The organism is Parvimonas parva (assembly GCF_016552165.1).
In the GTDB taxonomy this organism is placed as follows: domain Bacteria; phylum Bacillota; class Clostridia; order Tissierellales; family Peptoniphilaceae; genus Parvimonas; species Parvimonas parva.
In genome coordinates, this window is the sequence record NZ_JACVDA010000006.1 from 38,180 (window position 1) to 56,030 (window position 17,851).

Sequence of the window (17,851 nt, forward strand, 5' to 3'; positions counted from 1 at the left end):
TAAATTACTTTTTTACACTCGCTCCACTTAGTTCAATGCTTTTATTCACAAGAACATTAAGCGCATCAATTGTATTTATTTTTTTATCAATATCTAAAAGACTTAGTTCAGTACAAGCTATTATTCCAATAGTTTCATCATCACAATATCTATTTAAAATTTCAATAAAATCTGTATTTTCTAAATTATTTGTTTCTTTGATATTATAGATTATATCCATAACGGAATTTTTATCTTCCAAAGAAATTTCTTTAACTTCAACTCCATATTTATCGGCATACTTTTCATATACTTTTGAATTTAGTGTCCCAAGTGTTCCGAATACAGCTATTTTTTTTATTCCTCTATCTTTTATTTCTAAAATAGTTTCTTCAATCATATTTATGATTTTTAAATTTGTAAAATTTTTAAATTCATCATAAAAGTAATGACTTGTATTGCAAGGAATAGCAACTGTATTAACTCCAATTTTTTCAAGAGTTTCAAAATCTTTTCTTATTGCATCTAAAAATTCAGTTTTTCTATTTTCAATAATACATTTTGTCCTGTCAGGCATAGTTGAATGATTTAATACAATCAAATCAATATGTTCGTTATCCTTATGTGCATCTGTATTTAAAACTATTTTTTCATAAAAATTAACAGTTGCTAAAGGTCCCATACCTCCAATAACACCCAGTTTATACACTATTTCCTCCTAAATATTTTTCTAAAAACTTTTCCCAATAGAATTTTATTAAAGAAAAACCAAGGTTTCAAATCATAAGTAGCAAAAATTGCAGGAGCCCATTTGCTTGAAAATGAAATCTTTAAAGATTTCAAAATTCCAACTTGTTTAGTTTTCTTATAACGCCAAATTGCAACCATATCTTCAAAGCCGTAAATAAAAGCATAATTTGTATCATAGTCGATATATTTACAATCACTATCTTTTAAATTTCCGGTTAAATCAAGATATGCAATATAAGGCATATTAAGTCCAACTTTATAAAGCAAATCATTAAAATTAGTTGTCCTTGCATTTATTTCTATCAGATAGATTTCTCCAGTTTTTTCATGCTTTTTAAATTCTATTTCTCCAAAACCTCTATATCCTATATTTTCTAGGAAAGGCTTTGACATATCAATTAATTTTTGATTGTACTTTTGAATTGCAAAACAAGATGCTCCAAAGTTAATTGGCCATTGTCTTTTCTTTTGTGCCGTCATATAATGAGTAGTCTTTCCTGTTTTGTCGATATAATAATCATAAGTCAACATACAATCATCAAAACCCGGAACAATTTCTTGAATAAAGATTTCTATATCATTGTCTTTCGCTTTTTTTATTCCGTTTTCCATTTCTTCAACATTATTACAGATAAAAACTTTATTTCTAAAGACCTTAGTAAACTTTACAGTATCAACAGGCTTGATGATACAAGGAAATCCAACTTCATTTTTTACTTTTTCAACTAATTTTTCATCATTTGCATTAATTGTAGTAGGAATTTTTACTCCGTTTTCTTTGGCAATATCGTATAAAACCCACTTATCCATCAACTTAGTATTAAGACCCCTAACTTGACTAATCAAATAATATTTTTCAAGCTCATCATAATATTTATCTATAAACTCTACATATTTATCATGTGATGGTAATATAACCGGTTTTTCATCTTGCTTTTTACCATATTCAATTAAATCTAAAAAAGTTTGTTCGTCATTCTCATTCAAATCATAAACTTTAAGAAATTCACAAATATATTTTGACTTTGCACCATAAGTTTCAAAATCATAATCGCAAGCAACAACATGAACTCCCTCACGACCCAAACATCTTATCATACTAAGTCCTATATAATAATTACAGCCTAAAACAACCGCTTTATTCATAACTCTACCTCTTAATTAAAATATTGTTCATACCATTTTAAAAATGTATAAATTGTATAAACCTTACGTCCATTATTTTCTACATTATTAAAGTGATTATCCAAAAGTGTATTTATCTTTTCAACGTCAAAAAATTCACCGACAAATTCTTTATTGAAAACTTCTTTAACTATATTATAATATTTTTCTTCTTTAATCCAATTTACAAAAGGAACTAAGAAACCTGCTTTTCTTCTCTTCGCCCAATCCTCCGGCAATTTGTTTTTAGCAGCCTTTCTAAAAGCATATTTTGTAGTTGTTCCGTTTACCTTATGTTTTACAGGGATTGACCTTGCAAGTTCCCACATTTTTTTATCTAACAATGGAACTCTAAGTTCAATAGAATTTGCCATAGTCATTTTGTCTGCCTTTAGCAAAATATCATCAATTATCCACATATTCATATCAAGATACAATCTTTTTGAAACATCGTCCATATCCTTAACTTTATCATAATATTTTTTAGTTAAATCTCTTGAAGTTTCAGAATTTTTATACTTTTCTTTCAAAATTGAATTGGCTTGTTCATCAGACATTATATCAGCTTGTCCAATGTATCTGTCTTCAACCTTTTGTCCGTATTTCATAATAATAGTTTTACCACTAAAATGTTTTTTGTCTTTGAATTTTTTGTATAATTTACTTCTTAAACAAAATGGTAATTTTTTATAAATTCTTTGTGGAAGTGCCTCTTCATATTCATTATATCCTGCAAATAATTCATCAGCACCTTCTCCGGATAAAACTACCTTTACCTGTTCTCTTGCAAGTTTTGATAAAAAGTATAATGGAACAGATGAAAGATTTGCATGTGGTTCATCTGAATAATATTGAACTTTATTTATTCCCTCAAAAAATTCGTCAGGAGTAATTATTTTTGAATAATTTTCTATTCCAAGACTATCAGAAAGCTCCTTTGCATAAACAGTTTCGTCAAATCCTTTATTGTCAAAGCCGACAGAGAAAGTCTTATTTGGCATTGCTGTTGCAACTACATAACTTGAGTCAACACCTCCTGAAAGGAAAGAACCAACTTCAACATCACTAATCTTATGGTATCTAACTGACTCTTCAACTTCTTTTTCAATCTTACTTACAGCCTCATCAAAAGTCATTTCCTTATAGTCAAGACTTATATTGTAATAACTTTTTATTTCCAACTTTCCATTTTCAAAAATGTAATAATGACCCGGTCTAAGTTTCTTTACCCCTTTGAAAAAAGTTTCCTCTAACGGATTGTATTGAAAAACAAGATAATGTTTAAGAGCTTTTTTGTTTACTTCTTTTTTGAATTTTGGATATTTCAAAAATGATTTTACTTCAGAGCCAAAAACAAAATCTCCGTCTATCATTGTGTAATAATATGGTTTAATTCCAAAGTGGTCTCTCGCCCCAAAAAGTTTTTCTTTTTTGCTATCCCAGATAGTAAAAGCAAACATACCTCTTAGTTTAGCTAAAATACCTTCTTCGCCATATTCTTCATAACCATGCAAAATTACTTCTGTATCCGTATTTGTTTTAAATTTATATCCTTTTTCTAATAAATCAGCTTTAATTTCTTGGTAGTTGTAAATTTCTCCATTAAAAATTATAGCAATATCATCAGTTTCATTTAAAATTGGTTGAGAGCCCTCATTTAAATCTATTATACTAAGTCTTCTAAAACCAAAATTAATTCCTTTATCAAAATAATAGCCATCACTGTCAGGTCCACGATGAACTATCTGACTATTCATTTCTTTTATTATATTTTCGTCTTTTATATCTTTACTATAAAATCCTACAAATCCACACATATTTTCTCCTTAAGAATAATTCAAAATTTCTTTTTTACTGTAAATTTTATTGTAACATATTATATCTCATTTTACAAATTTTAAACAATTCTATCCTTTAATGGAAATAAAATTTCCTCTCTATCATAAGAGCTGTTTTTTTCCAAAATATAGTTAAGTCCAATTCTACCTGCCTTATCCATTCCTTGACAACCTGCAAACATAACAACATCGTCTTTTTGTGCAAGGTCAATAACAGTTTCAACAGCCTCTTTTAAAGTGTCAAACAAATGAACCTTTATATTGTTTTCGTTCATAATTTTCAAAAATATATCTCTTTCTTCGTTGGAAACTTCATCTTTCCAAGTAACCGTATCCTTACTTAAAGTTGCATATATTTCTTTTAATTTTAATTTATCATTCCACTCAATAATTTTTAAAGCATTTTCTTCATTTAGTTCAACTCCACGATTTCCTCTTATTGCATATAAAAATTTTATATCGTTATACTGCATTTTACAAAGTGTTTCAAGAGTTACATCGATATTAACTTCATTTGCAAAATGGTCATCAATTATTTTAAAATCTTTTTCAAAAATAATTTCAAATCTTCTTTCAACGCCTCTAAATTTTTTCAAAGCACTTTGAATTGTTGAAATACTTATTCCGTCCAAAAGAGCTATTCCTATCGCCACCATTGAATTCATAACAGAGCTAAAACCGGCAGTATTTAATTCAATATGAAATTCACCTTTTTTCAAAATTCCGTTTTTAGTTTCAATATCTCTATTTATGATAAAATCAAATTTACCACGACCTGTTGATAAGTCTAGATTTTTCATTGAAAAATTTTCTTCTAAACTATCCAATGATAAAGAAAAAACTTTAGCCTTAGTTTTTGAGGCTAATTCTTTTATCTCCAAATTATCAAAATTCAAAAGAGCTATTTGATGCTCCTTAGCCTCAGTTATCAGCTTGGACTTTTCTCTTTTATATGCCTCATAGCTACCATGTTGCTCCATATGTTCTTTACTTAAATTATGGAAACTTACAATATTATAATCAACATCCTTTGCTCTATCCAACTCTAAAGCTGCAGAAGAAACTTCCATAATTACCTTATCAGCATTTTTTTCTCTAAAAATACTCAAATACTTTTGTAAATCTAAACTTTCAGGAGTTGTTAAATAAGACGGAATCATAAAATCATCAATTTTTACAAAAACCGTTCCAATAATTCCAACCTTAAGTCCTGCCTCTTCATAAATATTTTTAAGCATAAAACTTGTTGTAGTCTTACCATTTGTAGCAGTAATTCCAATAACATCTAAATCTTTACTCGGCTTACCATAATAATTATGAGAAATTTTTGAAAGAGCGGACCTTGAATTTTTAACTCTAATTTGAATTATATCTGTATCAACAAAGTCCTCAACTATACAAGCATAACAGCCTTTTTCCTTAGCTGAATCTATATAGATATGTCCATCTGTTTTATATCCTTTTATCGCTACAAAAATATCATTTCCTGAAATATTTTTTGAATTATATTCTATTTTTTCAATTTCTTTTTCAATATCTAAATTACCTTTTACTTCTAAAATTTCTAAATCTTCTAAAAGAGTTTTTAATTTCATAACATACTCCTTTCAAAACAAAAAACTAAATAACAAAAAAAGGTCTCATAAGAGACCTTGGAGGCGACATCCAGATTTGAACTGGAGATGAAGGTGTTGCAGACCTCTGCCTTACCACTTGGCTATGTCGCCAAATTGAAATGGAGCGGAAGACGAGATTCGAACTCGCGACCCTCGCCTTGGCAAGGCGATGCTCTACCACTGAGCCACTCCCGCATATGGTGCCCAGAGGCGGAATCGAACCACCGACACGAGGATTTTCAGTCCTCTGCTCTACCGACTGAGCTATCTGGGCATATAACACTTATTTTGTTTTTTCTAAAAAATTATTCTGTTTTAAACTTATATCATTTCTCACGATAGCTCATTCTCTCGTGCTTCGCACTAAACTAAGGCATTGCCTAAAAACAACTTCGTTGTTTTTGCCACTTCCTTATACCGACTTTTCACTATCTGGGCATATAAATTATTCAAATTTTTTCTTTGATAATATTGAAATATAAATCAATAAAAAACAAAATAATCTTAACTCATAAGTACCTTGATATTATACAATATTAATATAACATTGTCAAGTATTTTTCTAAAAATATTGTTGCTATTAATTAATCTCAAATTGCTGTAAATTTAAAATTTTGAACAAAAATAAAATTTTTTTAAAATTTTTTTTATTTTTTGCCGTTTTTTAATTGATTTTTTTTTTTATTGTTGTATAATATATGTTAATATATTTTTTGATAAATTTTAATTTAATTGCTTTTTAAATTTTTCAAAAAATAATTAGGACAAAAAAATAATTTTATCAGGAGGAGAAAAAATAATATGTGGGAAACAAAATTCCAAAAAGAAGGCTTAACATTTGATGATGTACTTTTAATTCCAGCAAGAAGTGAAGTTTTACCAAAGGACGTTGATTTATCTTCACAACTTACTAAAAAAATCAAATTAAATATTCCGGTTGTTTCTGCTGCAATGGATACTGTAACAGAACACAAAATGGCAATAGCAATGGCAAGAGAAGGTGGTCTTGGGGTAATACATAAAAATATGCCTATTGAACAACAAGCTGAAGAAGTTAGAAAAGTTAAACGTTCAGAAAGCGGTGTTATAAATGACCCATTCTTCTTAACTCCGGAACATAAAGTTCAAGAGGCTGAGGACTTAATGAGAAGATATAGAATTTCAGGTGTCCCTATTGTAAATTCTTTAGAAGAAAAAAAATTAGTTGGAATTTTGACTAATAGAGATTTAAGATTTTTAGAAGATTATTCAGTAAAGATTGATACTGTAATGACAAAAGAAAATCTTGTAACAGCTCCTTCAAATACTACTTTAAATGAGGCTGCTCAAATTTTAAGAAATCACAAAATCGAAAAGTTACCTCTTGTAAATGACAAGGGAATTTTAACTGGATTAATAACTATTAAAGATATTGAAAAAGTTGTTAAATATCCAAACTCTGCAAAAGATGCTCAAGGAAGATTACTTGTAGCTGCATCAGTTGGAACAGGTGCTGATACTTTTGAAAGATTAGAGGCTCTTGTAAACGCTGGAGTTGATGCTGTGGTTATCGATACTGCTCATGGTCATTCAATGGGAGTTGTTAAAAAAGTTAAAGAAATCAAAGAAAAATATCCTGAACTTGATATTATCGCAGGTAATGTTGTAACAGCTGATGCAACTAGAACTCTTTTTGAGGCAGGTGCAGATGTTGTTAAAGTTGGTGTAGGTCCAGGTTCAATCTGTACAACAAGAGTTGTTGCAGGAGTTGGTGTTCCTCAAATTACAGCTGTATATGATTGTGCAACTGTTGCTAGAGAAATGGGAAAAACAATCATCGCTGATGGTGGATTAAAATATTCAGGAGATGTTGTTAAAGCACTTGCTGCAGGTGGAAATGTTGTAATGTTAGGTTCAATGCTTGCAGGTACTGACGAATCACCAGGAGAATTTGAAATTTTCCAAGGAAGAAGATTCAAAACTTATAGAGGTATGGGTTCTCTTGCCGCAATGGAAAAAGGTTCAAAAGATAGATACTTCCAAGAAGATGGCAAAAAACTTGTTCCAGAAGGAATTGAAGGAAGAACTCCTTACAAAGGAACATTAGCAGATGCAATTTACCAAATCGTTGGTGGAATTAGAGCAGGTATGGGATATACAGGAGCAAAAGACTTAGAAACTTTAAGAGAAACTGCTCAATTTGTTAGAATGACAGGTGCTGGTCTTATAGAATCTCACCCACATGATGTTCAAATAACAAAAGAAGCTCCAAACTATTCTAAATAGTTATATAGAAAAAGGCTATTCGTTTTAAAGCGAATAGCCTTTATTTTTTTTAATTATTATTGATATACCGCTCTACTTCCACCAATCAATTTTGGCCTTGAAGTCAATGCCGTTAAATGAGCATTCCCTATTTCTTTTATTGATAATCTTACCGGTACTTGAACAAATTTTACATGCATACCAATGGAAGTGTCGCCTATGTCAAGTCCTGCTTTCGCAACTATTTTTTCTACAACTACCGGATTTTTAAATAATTCATAAGCTGAGGTTGCGACTCCACCACCCGCATTTTTTTGTGGTACAACATTTACTATTTCAAAATTATTTTTTCTTGCAACACATTTTTCAACAACCAACGCTCTGTTCAAATGCTCACAACATTGAACTGCAAAATTCACATTTATTTTATCCAATTTTTCTTTTATAGTTTCAACAATCAGTTTGCCAACCTCAATATCTGTATCTTTTCCAATATGTTTTCCTTTTACTTCACTTGTACTGCAACCCAAAACAAAAATATCGCCCTCTTCAAACTTTGCCTTTTCAATAAGCTCGTCCATACAAATTTGTAAATCTTCTTTAATTTTCATTAAGTCCATAAGAAACCTCCTTAAACCTCTATCTTCCTTAGAGTTCTAAAAAGCAATATAAAACCCGTTACAGCTGAAATAGCATCAACTATTGGATAACTAATCCATGCTCCTAAAACTCCAAATTCACCTACCATAATTATAACTATTGGAATATATAAAAGTGTTTCTCTATAAATCGATAATAAAAAATTGTATCTTTCCTTACCGATAGATTGGAAAAAGTATATACAAATATAATAAAAACTAAGAAGTGGAAAAACTAAGATAACATATTTAAAACTTTTAGTAGCTATCTCTAAAAGCCTTTCATCTTTTAAAAATAAATTTATAACAAATTTTACATTGTAAATCATAAATATCCAGATTATCGTAGATAGAGAAAAAACTAATACAAAACCTGTTTTTATAATTTTTTTCATTTTAAAAAAGTTTTTTGCTCCATAATTATAAGAAATTAATGGTTGAATTGAACTACTCACTCCAATCATAGCCACAAACATAAACATAGATACCTTTGTAACTACGCCAACTAAAATAATTGCATCATTTCCACCAACCGGTAAAAGCAAATGATTAAGCACACTAATCAAAATCGCATCCGAAAACTCTATTATGAATGAAGAAAAACCTATTGCTAAAATATTGCAAGAAATTTTTATATCAAATCTCGGGATCAAACTAAAACCATTTTCTCTTTGCAATTTTTTTACATAGAAAAATGCAAATACAAAAGAAATAATTTGACTAAAAACGGTAGCAATTGCTGCACCCTCAACGCCCATATTAAAATGTTTAACTAAAACAAAGTCGATTACTATATTTATAAAAGCTCCGATGCTTGAAGAAAACAACATAACTTTCATCTTTCCATAAGCAATATTCATATAACCAAAGACTGTTGTAAATGCTAAAAAAACATTCCCAAACATAACTATTCTTAAATATCCAACTGAATGTATGAGTATTTCATCTCTTGCTCCTAAAAACATACAAATATCCTTAATAAACAAAAGAGAGATTGTTGTAACTAAAAAAATTATAATCAAAGTTAGTCCTGTTACAGCCGTTGTATATTTAGTTATTTCTTTTGAACGCTTTTCTCCAAGCCTTCTTGATATTAAATTTGAAACTCCAATTCCAAGACAAATTGAAATTGCAATAACGAGTCTTTGCAAAGGAAAAACAACGCTCAAAGCGCCTATCGAATTTGCTCCAACATATTTTCCAACGAAAAAAGTATCGACCATATTGTATAGCTCTGCAATCAAAATACTCAAAATTCCTGGAATTGCAAAATGCAAAAGCGCTTTAATAATATTATTTTCAGAATAAACACTCTTGGTGTCCATCGTTATAAACCTCCTTAATCCTCATATCCATTTGGATTATTTAATTGCCATCTCCAACTGTCTTCACACATTTCTCTTATTCCATATTTAGCTTCCCAACCAAGTTCTTCCTTTGCCTTAGTAGAATCAGCAAAACATTCTGCAATATCTCCGCTTCTTCTCGGAGTAACTACATATTTTATCTTTTTCCCTGTAACTTCTTCAAAATTTTTAATCATATCAAAAACACTATAACCTTCACCTGTTCCAAGATTATAAATTCTAACAGCTTTACTGTCTTCAAATTTTTTAATTGCTTTTATATGACCTAATGCTAAATCCAAAACATGAATATAATCCCTTACACCTGTTCCATCTTTTGTTTCATAGTCATCTCCAAAAACTCTAACATAGTCTAATTTACCAACTGCAACTTGAGTTATATATGGAACTAAATTATTAGGAATTCCATTAGGATTTTCACCTATTCTACCGCTCTTATGAGCTCCAATCGGATTAAAATATCTAAGAAGAACAATATTCCAATCATTATCGGAAATATACAAATCCGTAAAAATTTCTTCTGAAAATAATTTTGTTCTTCCGTAAGGATTTGTAACAGAAAGTGAAAAATCTTCTTTTATAGGAACAGACTTCGGCTTTCCATAAACAGTAGCAGAAGAGCTGAAAATTAAATTTTTTACATTAAATTCTCTCATAACTTCTATAAGTTTTATGCTTCCGTTAATATTATTATCATAATATTCTATAGGTTTTTCAACTGATTCTCCAACAGCCTTAAGTCCTGCAAAATGTATTACCCCATAAATATCATTTTCTGAAAAAATCTTTCTAAGTATTTCTTTATCTCTAATATCACCTTTGTAGAATTTGAATTTTTTGCCACTAAGCTCTTCAATTCTTCTTAAAACTTTTTCGCTTGAGTTGTAAAAATTATCAATTATTACTACATCATATCCTTCATTTAAAAGTTCTATACAAGTATGAGAGCCAATATATCCGGCTCCTCCTGTAACTAAAATTTGTTTCATATTTATCTCCTATTTTATATTTTTAATCAATTCTCTACATATAATTTCATCTTTTTTTAATTGTTCTATCAGTTCATCAACTGAATTGAACTTAATATTATCTCTTAATCTTTTTAAAAAGCAAAGCTCAATATCTTTTCCGTAAATATCTTCATCAAAATCAAAAATATGTGATTCTATTGTAGATTTTTTATTATCAAAAGTTGGATTGTAACCAATACTTGAAAAGCTATAAAGTTCTTTTTCATCAACTATCGTCTTTGTAAAATAAACTCCCTCTTTTGGAATAACATAATTAAAAGAAATATCCAAATTTGCAGTAGGAAAACCTAGATTTCTCCCTCTTTGAAAACCAGAAACAACTTTACCCTTTATAGAATAAAAATTACCAAGCAAATCTTTTACAAGTTCAACATTTCCATTTCTTATGTATTCAATAATTTTTGTACTACTAATTTCCATATTATCTAAACTTATCTTATCAACAATAGTACAAGATAAATTTTTATTATTCATATATGATTTAATAAAATCAGTATTTCCCCCACGATTTTTTGCAAATCTATAATCACTTCCAACAACGATATGTTTTACATTTAAGTTTTCAGTTAAAAACTCCAAAAATTCTAATGGAGTTAAATTTTTAATCTTTTCAGAAAACTCAATGCTAAAAACATAATCTATATTAAAACTTTCAAGCCTTTTTAATTTATCATAAAAGGACATTATCCTACTTGAACTCTGATTAAAAATAAAATCCTTAGTATGGCTTTCAAAAAGAAAAACAACAGTCTTATATCCCTTTTTAATCTTTATATTATTTAATTCAGAAATCAAACTTTGATGACCGATATGAAAACCATCAAAATTTCCCAGAGCTACAACAATATTATCAAATTTAAAATCACTTTCCAAATTCAATTTAAAATGCTCCATAAAAACCCCTTTTTCATTTAATCTTTAAAGTAATTATACCAAAAAAAAGAGTAAATTTCAATTTTGATACTAAACACTAATTAAAATTACTAAAGTTAAATAAAGTACCTGCTTGAAGACCTCTCCAAGCACTACGTTTTGTCGAGGTGACGTTTTAGGTGCTTTTTAAAATATTTAGTCAGTATTTATTAGTTATTGAACCTAAAAAAGTGTGTCCGTTAAGAACACACTTTATCTATAATTTTTCTATTGCATCTAATATATCTGTTAAGCAATCTGTATCTAATTTTTCGGCTTCCCCTTCATCAACCATTTCAGGTATTTTTTTATCAAGTGGAATTTTTGCAACATTTGTAAGTCCAAATTTTCTTGATATGTAAGGTAAGTCGCTTTCTCCAAATATATTTAATTCTTCGTTACAACAAGGACATTTAAAGTAACTCATATTTTCAACAATTCCTATAATTGGAATATTCATCATTCTTGCCATTTTAACTGCCTTTTCCACAATCATAGAAACCAAATCTTGTGGTGAGGTTACAATTATAATTCCATCAACAGGTAGTGATTGGAAAACTGTTAGTGGCACATCACCTGTTCCTGGTGGCATATCAACGAACATATAATCTACATTTTCCCAAACAACATCTGTCCAAAATTGTTTTATTACTCCTGCGATAACAGGTCCTCTCCAGATAACAGGGTCTGTTTCTTTTTCAAGTAATAAATTTATACTCATTATTTTAATTCCATTTTCAGTTGTTGAAGGAATGATTCCTCTTTCATCTATTCTAGCTTTTTTGTCAATCCCAAAAGATTTTGGTATTGATGGTCCAGTAATATCGGCATCTAAAATACCAACTTCTTTTCCTCTTTTCATCATTCCACTCGCAAGCATAGAAGTGATTAAAGATTTTCCAACTCCACCTTTACCACTAATTACACCTATAACTTTTTTTATGTCGCTAAATTGATTTTGTTCAACCAACAAGCTTTCAAATTCTTCTGATACCCCACAGCTTGATGCACTTGAGCAACCAGAACAACCACCTGAACTACAACCACTACTCATATTGTTCCTCCTATATTTTTAATTCTTCAGAAATATACATTTTATAATATATTCCCTTTTTATTTATCAATTCTAAATGAGTTCCTTGTTCAAGAATAATCCCATTTTCAATTAAAACAATCTTATCACAATCCTTAATCGTTGACAATCTATGTGCAACAATTATAGACGTCTTTCCTTTTAAAATTTCTTTCATCTTATTTTGAATGATTTTTTCCGTTTCAGTATCTATCGAAGAAGTTGCCTCATCTAATATCAATAATTTCGGATTTTTTATCAAAGCTCTTGCAAAAGAGATTAATTGTTTTTGACCGTTGGATATACTATACCCATTTTCGCCAATGATTGTATCAATTCCATTTGGTAACTTATTTATAAAGTCATTTATTCCAAGCAAATCACAAACTTCAAAAATTTCCTCATCACTTGCATTTACATTTCCAAATTTTATATTTTCTTTTATTGAAATGGAAAAAAGTTGTGGCTGTTGCAAAACATATCCAAGATTGTCATACAAAAAAGTTTTATCAACATTTTTATAATCAATTCCGTCAAGATAGATATTTCCAGAAGTTACATCATAAAATTTACAAATCAAATTTACTATTGTAGATTTTCCACTTCCCGTACTTCCTATAAAAGCAACACTTTCACCTTTTTTTATTTCAAAATTAAAATCTTTTAAAATTAATTTTTCATCATCAAAATAATGAAAATTTACATTTTCAAATCTAATATTTCCTTCAAATTCCAAATTGTTTTTCTTTTCTTGTAAAACTTCATCTTCTTCATACAAAATTTGAAAAACTCTTTCAGCTGATGCCTGTGCAGATTTTAAATCTGTAAAAATTTGAGCGAGCATTTTAAAAGGCTCAAATATTTGAAAACTATAAGTTAAAAAACTTAAAAACGCTCCGTATGTCATTACATTTTTCATAACTGAAATTGACGAAAAATTAAATGCAAAACCTACACCAATACTTGCAACAAACATAACTATAGGAACAAAAATTGCAGATATTAATATAGATTTTAAATTATATTTTCTATATTTTTCATTGAAACTTAAAAATTCTCTTCGCTTTTTATTTTCAATTCCAAGAGCTTTAATTGTCTTTATATAGCTTAAAGACTCTGTATAACTTTTAATGATTTTTGAATTATAATCTCTTACTTTTCTTTGAAATTTCAAAATATTTTTTTGAAAAATCATCGTAACTATATAAATTACAGGTAGCATTAAAAATAGCATTAAAGTCAATGTATAGCTTAAATAAAGCATAATCGAAACAGAAAACAACAAAACAATAATGCTATGACAAGCATCTATGACTCCCCAACTAAAAACTTCGCTAAGTTTTTGAACGTCTGAAGTCAATCTTGAAATCAATTCACCCGTTTCATATCTCTTTACTGTTGTCAATGAAAATCTTTCAATTTTTTCAAAAACGGATTTTCTAATTTCCTTTGAAACTTTATATTCCAGTTTTCCACCTAAAACATAAAAACTGTAAATTGCAAGAGTTGAAATTATTACAAGCGAAAAAAATGCAATTCCAGCTAAAACAAAACCTTTTAAGTTCTGTCTTGTTATAAAATCATCTGTAAGTAGTTTTATAGACAAAGGAACAACTGCTTGTAAAACACCTGCAATTACAACTACAAACATCAACATATAAAGTTTTTTATATTCAATTTTATAAAATTTTATTAAATCTCTAAAAACATTTATATTTACAATTTTCTTTTTATCCATTATTTACATCATATTCCTTACTTTGAATTTCATTTATCTTGCTATACATTCCATTTTTTTGTATCAATTCATTATGCTTTCCGCTTTCAACAATCTTTCCCTCATTAATAACAATTATGTTATCACAATTATTTATCGTTGAAATTCTATGTGAAATAAAAATTGACGTAAATTTTCTATCCATTGATTTTAAAGCATTATTTATCTTCAAATCCGTATTCATATCAACAGCACTTAAACTGTCATCTAAAATCAACACTTCAAACGGTTTTAACAAACTTCTCGCAATGGAAATTCTCTGTTTTTGTCCACCAGAAAGATTTACACCATTATCGACAACTATGGTTTCATATTTTGAAGAAAAATTCAAAATTTCGTTGTGAATTGAAGAAATATTAGTCGCCCCATAAACAGAGTCTTCCCCTATATTGTCATCAACAATTTTTACATTATCCATAATTGACATATTAAAAAGTTCACTATCTTGCATAATCGCAGAAATTTTTTCTCTAATGTACCTTTTATTTATCTCATTTATATTTATTCCGTCAATTAAAATTTCTCCACTTGTAGCCTCAAAAAGTCCAAGCAAAAGATAGACTATCATACTCTTGCCACTTCCGGTTGCTCCTATGATTCCTAAACTTTCCCCTGCATTTACTACAAAACTTACATCATCTAAAACTAAATTTTCATTAATTTTTAAAGATACATTTTTAAATTCTATTTTTTCAGAAAATGAAACATCACTTATTCCACATTCATAATCTTCCTCAGGTAAATCCAAAACTTCATAAATTCTGGAAATCGAAACACTTGCTTTCGCCATATCACTAAGCAACTGCCCAATCTGTCTAATAGGCCAAACAATCATATTAATATAGATAACAAAAGCAATCAAATCTCCAAAATTCATTTTGCCTGTAATTGTTTCATAACCACCTACAACCAAAACTATCGCCAGTTGTAAAAAAGTTAAAAAGTCATTTACAGCCCTAAACTTTGCAAAAGTCCTCATAAAAGTATTTTGCATAATATTAAAAGTTTCATTTTTTTCTCTAAAAAGATTTAAAATATACTTTTCACGATTAAAAGCTTTAATAACTCTAGTATTGAATAAAACTTCTTTTATGAATACCATAAGTTCACTTTCAGCCTCATCTGTTTTTTTGAAAATTTTTCCAATTTTACCATAAAAAACATAAGACAAAATGGAAATAACAACGCAAAGACTTATACTTATAGTCGCAAGTTTAAAATTAATCAAAGACATAACTATAATTACCAGAATAATTGTTGCAACAGAGCCAAAAGCATTTACAAGCTGAGTTGCAAAAAGTTTTCTAACCGTTTCAATATCAGAAGAACTTCTTTGAATCAAATCTCCAGTAGAATAATCATTTAAGCATCTTATATCCAAATTTAAAAATTTATTATACATTTTTTCTTTTAAATTAAAAATCAAATTTTCACAAGCGACATTTGAATAATAATTCCTTAAAAAAATAAAAATACAGCTAATTCCTGTTAAAATAACTATTACAAAAGCCAATATGTATATATTTTCTCTTAAAAAATCTCTACCACCTATAAAGTCAACAGCTCTCCTTAAAATATCGTACTTATACTCCTTATTTCCGATTATAGAGTCAACTGTAATCATAATAACAATCGGAGTAAGCCCCGAAAAAATTTGTATAAAAATTGTAGAAATCATAGAAAGAAAATAAGTTAATCTATTATTTTTTAAAATTTTCCAAAAAAGTTTAATTTCTTTCAACATATCACCTCATAAAATACATACATATATTTTAATCTAATTTAGAAAAAAAGGCAAATTTATTTGGGTTTGTTCCACTTTTTTGGTATAATACATAGGAGGTGATTTTATGTGCACAACTTTTTCTATTTTTAGAAATGGAGAAACATTGCTCGGGAGAACAATGGACTTAAGAGATTATCACAGATATGAATTTAAATTTTTCCCAAGCAATTATAATTATGAAGAAGATATTTTTGGAAACAAATTATATACAAAATACAAAATTATGGGAACAACATTTAGAGATTACGACCATTTAATAGATGGAATAAATGAAAAAGGTCTTTTGGGTTGCACCAACTCTTTTAGAAATGTAATTAATTTCAAAAAAGAGCCTGACAATACAAGATTAAATTTAACATCAACAAAGATATTAAATGTATTTTTGACAAATTGTGAAACTTTAGAAGATATAAAAGCACTTGCTCCAAAGATACATATCGTAGAAAAATCTCTTGTCGATGAAACGAATTATTCAAGACATTACCACTATATGTTTACAGATAAAGATAATAAAAGTTTGATTATGGAAATAAAAGACGGAAATTTAGAAGTTTATGAAAATGAATATAACATAATGACAAACAGTCCAAGATTTGAAAAACATATAAAAAATTTACAAAAATATTTAGAAAAAAGAGAATTAAAAGGAAATATTCACACGCCAACAAAAAGATTCATAAGAGCATACATAGAGTTGGAAAATTTAAAACAAAATGAATTTTCAAAAAGTAACGAAGATATTTTATTTGATTCACTAAAAAAATTCACAATAACAAAAAAAGATTTAGAAAACATTTCAGAAAGCTCACAAAATATAACATTATACTACTCAATGTCAAACGCAAAAACTTTAAAATATCATTTAAAATATACAAATTCAAAAAATGTAAACAGTTTTTCATTTGACGACTTTAAAAATGGAAATAAAAAAGAAATAGTTCAGTTTATTTAGCACAAAAGAGAGACTTTAATATACAAAGTCTCTCTTTTAATTTATTCAAATACTATTTTATAATTTTCTTTTATTTCCTTGGTTGTATTTAACATTTCTGTAATAATTTTTTTTGCAACTTCTTTTGACTGCTCAAAAACGCCACTTTCTCTTGCATCCTTTTCAGCGTTTTCCTTACCACCTTGAGTAAACTCTGTATAATCTTCAACCTTAATTGGATTAAATATAGAATTCTTTTCATCATAGACCTTTAAAGATTTAAAATCCAACTCATTAGATAAAATTTTCGATTCAGGTAAAGTAATTTTTATTGTTTTACTGCCCTCATCAACATTTATCTTCGTTTCTGCTAAATCAATTCCAATCTTCAATATTCCAGTATAACTAACTATAAAACTAGATTTAGTAAAAGGTAATTTAAAATTGAATAATGTATTCCAGTCTTCTCTACTAACAACTTCCTTATACTTATATTGAATTGTAGATAATTCTTTTAATTCTTTAATTTGTACTCCAACAGTTTCATTTGTAATTTTAGGTTTTCCATTATCTCTATGAGTAAAATAATATCCCCCTACTATACCCAAGACAACTAATACTACCAACATTATAGATACAATACGTTTTTTAAACTCTGCCATCATAAGCAATCCTCCTAAATAAAAATAATATCGTAACCATTATATATATGTATATATGGAATGTGAATATTTTTTGCATAAAAA

Annotated in this window: 14 protein-coding genes and 3 tRNA genes; 2 read left to right on the plus strand and 15 right to left on the minus strand. The window is 28.3% G+C overall.

Features of this window, described 5'->3' with window-relative positions; translation table 11 throughout:
* Nucleotides 1–4: 4 nt before the first annotated feature.
* The 7 genes from IBJ83_RS02830 to IBJ83_RS02860 form a co-directional block, all read right to left on the minus strand.
* Nucleotides 5–688 carry an aspartate/glutamate racemase family protein gene (locus IBJ83_RS02830; RefSeq protein WP_201275235.1) on the minus strand — a complete coding sequence of 228 codons (684 nt, stop codon included), beginning with the start codon at nt 686–688 and terminating at the stop codon, nt 5–7.
* The gene (locus tag IBJ83_RS02835) at nt 688–1,875 is read right to left on the minus strand and encodes a carboxylate--amine ligase (protein ID WP_201275236.1); all 1,188 of its coding nucleotides are present in this window, start codon (nt 1,873–1,875) and stop codon (nt 688–690) included. The genes IBJ83_RS02830 and IBJ83_RS02835 overlap by 1 nt, the downstream gene beginning before the upstream one ends.
* An 11-nt stretch (nt 1,876–1,886) precedes the next feature.
* Nucleotides 1,887–3,710, minus strand: coding sequence for an asparagine synthase (glutamine-hydrolyzing) (gene asnB / locus IBJ83_RS02840; RefSeq protein WP_201275237.1), 1,824 nt, complete (start codon nt 3,708–3,710; stop codon nt 1,887–1,889).
* An 80-nt stretch (nt 3,711–3,790) separates the two neighbouring features.
* A complete protein-coding gene (locus IBJ83_RS02845; protein WP_201275238.1) occupies nt 3,791–5,326 on the minus strand; it encodes a Mur ligase family protein in 1,536 nt (511 codons plus the stop codon).
* A gap of 58 nt (nt 5,327–5,384) precedes the next feature.
* A tRNA-Cys gene (locus IBJ83_RS02850) sits at nt 5,385–5,458 on the minus strand.
* Nucleotides 5,459–5,467: 9 nt separating this feature from the next.
* A tRNA-Gly gene (locus IBJ83_RS02855) sits at nt 5,468–5,542 on the minus strand.
* Between the two features lie 3 nt (nt 5,543–5,545).
* A tRNA-Phe gene (locus IBJ83_RS02860) sits at nt 5,546–5,621 on the minus strand.
* Between the two features lie 527 nt (nt 5,622–6,148).
* Here IBJ83_RS02860 and guaB point away from each other — a divergent pair.
* On the plus strand, nt 6,149–7,612 hold the full coding sequence (gene guaB, locus IBJ83_RS02865) for an IMP dehydrogenase (protein ID WP_068473923.1): 1,464 nt from the start codon (nt 6,149–6,151) through the stop codon (nt 7,610–7,612).
* 56 nt (nt 7,613–7,668) lie between these two features.
* On the opposite strand, the gene IBJ83_RS02870 is transcribed toward guaB, so the two are convergent.
* From IBJ83_RS02870 to IBJ83_RS02900, 7 genes are all read right to left on the minus strand, one after another.
* Complete coding sequence (locus tag IBJ83_RS02870) at nt 7,669–8,211, minus strand: TIGR01440 family protein (RefSeq protein WP_068473926.1); 543 nt, start codon at nt 8,209–8,211, stop codon at nt 7,669–7,671.
* Between the two features lie 11 nt (nt 8,212–8,222).
* Complete coding sequence (locus IBJ83_RS02875) at nt 8,223–9,554, minus strand: MATE family efflux transporter (protein WP_068473929.1); 1,332 nt, start codon at nt 9,552–9,554, stop codon at nt 8,223–8,225.
* Nucleotides 9,555–9,568: 14 nt separating this feature from the next.
* The gene (gene galE, locus IBJ83_RS02880; RefSeq protein ID WP_068473933.1) at nt 9,569–10,585 is read right to left on the minus strand and encodes a UDP-glucose 4-epimerase GalE; all 1,017 of its coding nucleotides are present in this window, start codon (nt 10,583–10,585) and stop codon (nt 9,569–9,571) included.
* 9 nt (nt 10,586–10,594) lie between these two features.
* Complete coding sequence (locus tag IBJ83_RS02885) at nt 10,595–11,521, minus strand: bifunctional riboflavin kinase/FAD synthetase (RefSeq protein WP_068473936.1); 927 nt, start codon at nt 11,519–11,521, stop codon at nt 10,595–10,597.
* A gap of 235 nt (nt 11,522–11,756) precedes the next feature.
* Nucleotides 11,757–12,593, minus strand: a complete 837-nt coding sequence (locus IBJ83_RS02890; RefSeq protein ID WP_068473939.1) for an Mrp/NBP35 family ATP-binding protein — start codon at nt 12,591–12,593, stop codon at nt 11,757–11,759.
* A gap of 10 nt (nt 12,594–12,603) precedes the next feature.
* Complete coding sequence (locus IBJ83_RS02895) at nt 12,604–14,349, minus strand: ABC transporter ATP-binding protein (RefSeq protein WP_068473942.1); 1,746 nt, start codon at nt 14,347–14,349, stop codon at nt 12,604–12,606.
* Nucleotides 14,342–16,132: an ABC transporter ATP-binding protein gene (locus IBJ83_RS02900; RefSeq protein ID WP_068473945.1), complete on the minus strand. Its 1,791-nt coding sequence runs from the start codon at nt 16,130–16,132 to the stop codon at nt 14,342–14,344. Before IBJ83_RS02900 ends, IBJ83_RS02895 begins: the two co-directional genes overlap by 8 nt.
* A gap of 106 nt (nt 16,133–16,238) precedes the next feature.
* Between IBJ83_RS02900 and IBJ83_RS02905 the strand changes: the two genes are divergently transcribed.
* Nucleotides 16,239–17,126: a linear amide C-N hydrolase gene (locus tag IBJ83_RS02905; protein ID WP_068473948.1), complete on the plus strand. Its 888-nt coding sequence runs from the start codon at nt 16,239–16,241 to the stop codon at nt 17,124–17,126.
* Nucleotides 17,127–17,167: 41 nt separating this feature from the next.
* Here the strand turns inward: IBJ83_RS02905 and IBJ83_RS02910 are convergent, their stop codons facing one another.
* On the minus strand, nt 17,168–17,767 hold the full coding sequence (locus IBJ83_RS02910) for a DUF4230 domain-containing protein (RefSeq protein ID WP_068474040.1): 600 nt from the start codon (nt 17,765–17,767) through the stop codon (nt 17,168–17,170).
* Nucleotides 17,768–17,851 lie beyond the last annotated feature (84 nt).